The sequence below is a fragment of the Cellulosimicrobium cellulans genome (assembly GCF_001722485.1).
Lineage (GTDB): Bacteria > Actinomycetota > Actinomycetes > Actinomycetales > Cellulomonadaceae > Cellulosimicrobium > Cellulosimicrobium cellulans_A.
In genome coordinates this window covers 1-6,031 of the sequence record NZ_LWGL01000178.1, presented here as the reverse complement: position 1 = coordinate 6,031, position 6,031 = coordinate 1, and the positions used below count along the sequence as shown (strand labels likewise).

Below are 6,031 nucleotides of genomic sequence, written 5' to 3'. Positions count from 1 at the left end.
GGCGCCCGAGCACGGCCCGGGCGGCCGTGGCGCCGAGCGCGACGACGACGCGCGGCCGGACCGCCGCCACCTCCGCCTCGAGCCACGGCAGGCACGCCCGCACGTGCGCGACGTCGGGCGTGCGGTGCAGGCGCCGCTTGCCGCGCTGCTCGTGCCGGAAGTGCTTGACCGCGTTGGTGACGTAGACGCGGTCGGGGTCGACGCCCGCGGCCTCGAGCGCGTCGGCGAGCACGCGACCGGCGGGTCCGACGAAGGGCTCGCCCTCGCGGTCCTCGCGGTCGCCGGGCTGCTCGCCGACGAGGACGAGCGCCGCGTCGTCCGGCCCCTGGGAGAAGACGACCTGCGTCGCGTCCGCCCACAGCTCGCAGCCGCGGCACCCGTGGGCGGCCTCGGCGAGCACGTCGACGCGACGGGCGTCCGCGCCGTCGGGCACCCACTCCTGCGCGCCGGGGCGCTCGGGCTGTGCACGGGACGGGCTCACGTCCCCACCGTGCGCCGGGAGCCGCGTCCTCGCACGTGCGGCACCGGCGCGCCGGCGGTCAGAGCACCTGGTACAGGGCGCCGTGGAGCAGGCCGGCCGCGACGGTGAGCAGGCCGGCCGCGCCCAGGGCGGTCCCCGCGGCCGCGAGCGCGGCGCCCTCCTTGCGCGCCAGCGCTACGCTCCCGGTGATCACGGCGACGAGCGACAGCACGACCGTGAGGACGCCGTCGGTCGTCTGGATGGCCGACATCGCGTCGAGGTCGAGGCCGGACGCGTTGACGAACGGGACGGCCAGCCCGAGCACGACGCCGACGAGCACCGTCGCGATCCCCGTGACGAAGGCCGTGACGGCGAGACCCCGCCGGCGGGCGTCCGCCGGCGCCGGGGGCTGCCACCCGGGCGGTGCGTCCCGCCGGTCCGTCGGGGCAGGGGCGGGCCACGCGTGCGGGTCGCTCATGCGGCCCATCCTGCCGGAGCAGCCCGGCGCTGACCAGGCCCGATGCCGTGCGGTGCGGTCAGCAGCGGTCAGGAACGGCCGGGGGCGCCCGCCGCGAGGTCCTCGGTCTCGTCCGGCTGCTCGACGCACACCCACAGCGACTTCGGCCGCACCTCGACGTCGAGGCGTCGCGCGCTCTCGATGACGTCGCCGTCGAGCTGCCGGGCCTGCGGCCGGTCCGAGACGATCGAGATGCGCGAGCCGCGCACGACCTCGCGGCCCGGGATGCGCCGATGCGCGCGGAACAGGCCGACGACGAGCTCCACCCAGTGCCGCAGGTTGCGCGGCGCGATGACGGCGACCTCGAGCAGCCCGTCGTCCGGGTCGGCGTCGGGCAGGAGGTTCGTCCCGCCCTGCATGCGGCCGACGTTGCCCACCACGACCGTGCGCGCACGACGACGGCGCACCGGCTCGTCGTCGACGTGGACCTCGACCCGCATCTCGTCGTCGTTCAGGTGCTTCAGCGCCGCGACGACGTAGGCGATCCAGCCGGCCTTCGCCTTGAGCGCCGTCGGGGCGTCCTGCATCATCGCCGCGTCCAGGCCCATGCCCGCCATGACGGCGAACAGCCGGCCGTCGGCCTCGCCGAGGTCGATGTGCCGGCGCCCGCGCTCGACCGCGAGCCGGATGCCCTCCACCGACTGCGTCGGGACGCCGAGGTTCGCCGCGAGGAGGTTGCCCGTCCCGCCGGGAAGGATCGCGAGCGCCGCGTCGGTGCCCGCGAGGCCCTCGACGCACGCGCGCACCGTGCCGTCGCCGCCGGCGACGAACACCACCTCGGCGCCGTTCGCCACGGCCTGGCGCGCCTGCCCCGTGCCCGGGTCCTCCGCCGTCGTCTCGAGCCACTCGGGCTCGGGCCAGCCGGCCGCCGCCAGCTGGTCGGCGATCTCGGCGCGGAGCTCGTCGAGCCCTTCGACCCGGTTGGGGTTGACGATGACCGCGGAGCGGAGGCTGTCGTGACGCCTGCGCTGCTCCTGGGCCGGCTGCGGGGTGGTTCCGTCGAGGGGCACACCTGAGTATGTCCCCGCCGCGCGCCGGTGGCGCGGCGGGGACGCGTCCGCGGGTCGGCGGCCGGGACGCAGGTCCCAGCCGCCGACCGCGTCACGCGTTGAGCACCTCCGGCGCGAGCGTCAGGCCCGCGACCTCGGGGTCGCGGCCGACCCGCACGACGTCCCCGTCCGCGACGTCGCCCGACAGCAGCAGCCGCGCGAGCTTGTCGCCGATCTCGCGCTGCACGAGGCGGCGCAGCGGGCGTGCCCCGTACGCGGGGTCGAAGCCCTCGAGCGCGAGCCACTCCCGCGACGCCGGCGTGACGTCGAGCGTGATGCGGCGGTCCGCCAGGCGCCGGGCGAGCGCCGCGACCTGCAGGTCGACGATCCGGCCGAGCTCCTCGAGCGACAGCGGGTCGAAGACGATGACGTCGTCGAGGCGGTTGAGGAACTCCGGCTTGAAGGCCGCCCGCACCGCCGTCATGACGCTCTCGCGCTTCGCCGCGTCGTCGAGCATCGGGTCGACGAGGAACTGCGACCCGAGGTTCGACGTGAGCACGAGGATGACGTTGCGGAAGTCGACCGTGCGGCCCTGGCCGTCGGTGAGGCGGCCGTCGTCGAGCACCTGGAGCAGGATGTCGAAGACCTCGGGGTGCGCCTTCTCGACCTCGTCGAGCAGCACGACCGAGTACGGGCGACGCCGCACGGCCTCCGTGAGCTGGCCGCCCTCCTCGTAGCCGACGTACCCCGGAGGGGCGCCGACGAGGCGCGCGACCGAGTGCTTCTCGGAGTACTCGCTCATGTCGATGCGCACCATGGCGCGCTCGTCGTCGAAGAGGAAGTCGGCGAGCGACTTCGCGAGCTCGGTCTTGCCGACGCCCGTCGGGCCGAGGAAGAGGAACGAGCCCGTCGGGCGGTCCGGGTCGGCGACGCCCGCGCGCGAGCGCCGGACCGCGTCGGCCACGGACCGCACCGCGGCCCGCTGCCCGATGAGGCGCTCGCCCACGACGTCCTCCATGTGGAGGAGCTTCTCCGACTCGCCCTGGAGCATGCGGCCGGCCGGGATGCCCGTCCACGCCGAGACGACCTCGGCGATCTCGTCCGCGCCGACCTTGTCGGCGATCATCGGCCCCTGAGCGGGGTCGGCGAGCGCGTCCGCGGCGTCCTCGGCCGCCTCGGCGCGCTCGGCCTCGTCGAGCTCGCGCTGCACCTGCGGGATCTCGCCGTACTGCAGACGGCCGGCGGTCTCGAGGTCGCCCTCGCGGATCGCGCGCTCGACCTGGACGCGCAGCTCGTCGAGCTTGGCGCGCAGGTCGCCGACGCGGTTGTGCCCGGCCTTCTCGGCCTCCCAGCGCGCGGTGAGCGCGGCCAGCTCCTCGCGGCGGTCGGCGAGGTCGGCGCGCAGCCGCTCGAGCCGCTCGAGGCTCGCGGGGTCGGTCGACTCCGAGAGCACGACCTCCTCCATCTCCAGGCGCGTGACGGCGCGCTGGAGCTCGTCGATCTCGACCGGGGACGAGTCGAGCTCCATGCGCAGGCGCGACGCCGCCTCGTCGACGAGGTCGATCGCCTTGTCCGGGAGCTGGCGGCCGGTGATGTACCGGTCGGAGAGCGTCGCGGCGGCGACGAGCGCGGAGTCCGCGATCGTCACCTTGTGGTGGGCCTCGTAGCGCTCCTTGAGCCCGCGCAGGATCGCGACCGTGTCCTCGACGGACGGCTCGCCGACGAACACCTGCTGGAACCGGCGCTCGAGCGCCGGGTCCTTCTCGATGTGCTCGCGGTACTCGTCGAGCGTCGTCGCGCCGACGAGCCGCAGCTCGCCGCGGGCGAGCATGGGCTTGAGCATGTTGCCCGCGTCCATGGCTCCCTCGCCGCCGGCCCCCGCGCCGACGACGGTGTGGAGCTCGTCGATGAAGGTGACGACCTCGCCGTCGGACGACTGGATCTCCGACAGCACGGCCTTGAGCCGCTCCTCGAACTCGCCGCGGTACTTGGCGCCCGCGACCATCGACGCGAGGTCGAGCGACACGAGCCGCTTGCCCTGCAGCGACGTGGGGACGTCGCCCGCGACGATGCGCTGCGCGAGGCCCTCGACGACGGCCGTCTTGCCGACGCCCGGCTCGCCGATGAGGACGGGGTTGTTCTTCGTGCGGCGCGAGAGCACCTGCACGACGCGACGGATCTCGGAGTCGCGCCCGATGACGGGGTCGAGCCGGCCCTCGGCGGCCGCGGCCGTGAGGTCGGTGCCGTACTGCTCCAGCGCCTTGTAGGTGCCCTCGGGGTTCGGGCTGGTCACGCGCGCGCTCCCGCGCACGGCGGGCAGCGCGGAACGCAGCGCGTCCACGCTCGCGCCGGCCTGCTGGAGGATCGTCGCGGCCTGCGACGACCCGGCCGCGATGCCGATGAGCAGGTGCTCGGTCGAGACGTACTCGTCGCCGAGCGCCTGCGCCTCCTTGCCCGCGTTCTCGAGCGCGGCGGACATGGCGCGCGAGGGCGTCGGCTGCGCGACGGCGGACCCGCTCGCCGTGGGCAGCGCGACGAGCGCGGCGCGCACCTTCTGGCCGATCGCCTGCTTGTCCGCGCCCACCGCGTCGAGCAGCCCGACCGCCACGCCGGCCTCCTGGGTGAGCAGCGCGGCCAGCACGTGCGTCGGCTCGAGCTGGGGGTTGCCGGCGGCCGAGGCGCTCTGGATGGCCTCGCCGACCGCCTGCTGCGACATCGTCGTGAACTTCAGTTCCATCGGTGCTCCGGGGTGATCAGGAAGGGTGTCTGACCTGGGAACGGTCCTGGAGTTGAGTGTATTCCGCTCAACCCTGATCGGCAGCGTCGTGGCGACCGGCGCGGCGGGCGCGCCGGGCGCCCGCGGGGCAGGCGTGCCTTTGGTCTCAGATCGCGCCCGACCCTCGCCTCGGAGGCCGATCCGCGACATGCTGGCGGGGTGAACACCTCATCCCTGCGCCGAAGGCTCGGCCTCGGCGCGCTCCTCGCCACCCTCGCACTGCTCGTCGCGGGCTGCATGCGGATCGACATGGCCCTCACCCTCAACGAGGACGACACCGCCGACGGCTCGATCGTCATGGCGATCTCCGACGAGACCGCGCAGGCGCTGGGCCAGGACCCGCAGGCGCTGTGGGACCAGATGGGCGGCCAGCTCGAGTCCGACCTGCCGCCGGGGGCGACGCAGGAGCCGTACGCCGAGGACGGCTACACCGGGACGCGCCTGACGTACACGGACCAGCCCATCTCCCAGATGTCCGCCACGGGCACCGACTCGCTGTCGATCACGCGCGAGGGCGACGAGTTCGTCGTCAGCGGGCAGATGGACCTGTCCGACGAGGAGATGGGGCTCGACGGCACCGACCCGCAGTCGGACGAGATGACGCGCCAGATGATGGAGGGCTTCGAGTTCGTCGTCTCCGTGACGTTCCCCGGCGAGGTCGGCGAGACGAACGGCGAGGTCGACGGCACCACGGTCACGTGGCGGCCGGCGATGGGCGAGGTCAACGAGATCTCCGCGCGCGGCTCGGCCGTCACGGGCGGCGCGGCCTCCGCGCCCGACGAGGGCACGACGGACGACCCGGCGGACGAGGGCACGACCGGCTCGTCCGACGCCGCCGACGTCGACGACGCCGCGGCGTTCCCGTGGTGGATCCTCGGCATCGTCGCCGGGCTCGTGCTGCTCGGCATCGTCGGCCTCGTGCTGTGGCTCGTGCTGCGCAAGAAGCCGGACGACCAGAGCGGCCAGCAGGCCGGCTTCGCGCAGCCCGCGTACCCCGGCCAGCCCGGGCAGTACGGCGTGCCCGGCCAGGCCCCCGGCTACCCCGCTCAGCAGGGCGGGCAGCACCCCGGCGCACCCCAGCACCCCGGCGCACCCCAGCACCCCGGCGCACCGCAGTACGCCGGTGCACCGCAGCAGCCCGGCCAGCCCTACCCGGGCCCGCAGGGCGGTCAGCCGTACCCGGGCGGTCCGCAGCCCGGCCAGCCGTACCCCGGCGCCCAGCCCGGGCAGCAGCACCCCGGCGGGCCCGCCGGCCCGCAGGGCCAGTACGCACCGCCGCCGGCGCCGTA

5 protein-coding genes are annotated in these 6,031 nt (G+C 75.0%); 1 reads left to right on the top strand and 4 read right to left on the bottom strand.

Going from position 1 to position 6,031, the window contains the following annotated elements; translation table 11 throughout:
- From JZ5iCDA_RS14810 to clpB, 4 genes are all read right to left on the bottom strand, one after another.
- A partial coding sequence (locus JZ5iCDA_RS14810; protein ID WP_069387853.1) for a UdgX family uracil-DNA binding protein occupies positions 1-481 on the bottom strand: 481 nt, incomplete at its 3' end.
- A gap of 58 nt (positions 482-539) precedes the next feature.
- Positions 540-938, bottom strand: coding sequence for a hypothetical protein (locus tag JZ5iCDA_RS14805; RefSeq protein ID WP_069387852.1), 399 nt, complete (start codon positions 936-938; stop codon positions 540-542).
- 68 nt (positions 939-1,006) lie between these two features.
- Complete coding sequence (locus JZ5iCDA_RS14800; RefSeq protein WP_069387851.1) at positions 1,007-1,987, bottom strand: diacylglycerol/lipid kinase family protein; 981 nt, start codon at positions 1,985-1,987, stop codon at positions 1,007-1,009.
- Positions 1,988-2,078: 91 nt separating this feature from the next.
- Complete coding sequence (clpB, locus tag JZ5iCDA_RS14795) at positions 2,079-4,703, bottom strand: ATP-dependent chaperone ClpB (protein ID WP_069387850.1); 2,625 nt, start codon at positions 4,701-4,703, stop codon at positions 2,079-2,081.
- A 198-nt stretch (positions 4,704-4,901) separates the two neighbouring features.
- Between clpB and JZ5iCDA_RS14790 the strand changes: the two genes are divergently transcribed.
- The coding region (locus JZ5iCDA_RS14790) for an LppM family (lipo)protein (protein ID WP_069387849.1) at positions 4,902-6,031 on the top strand (1,130 nt) is incomplete at its 3' end.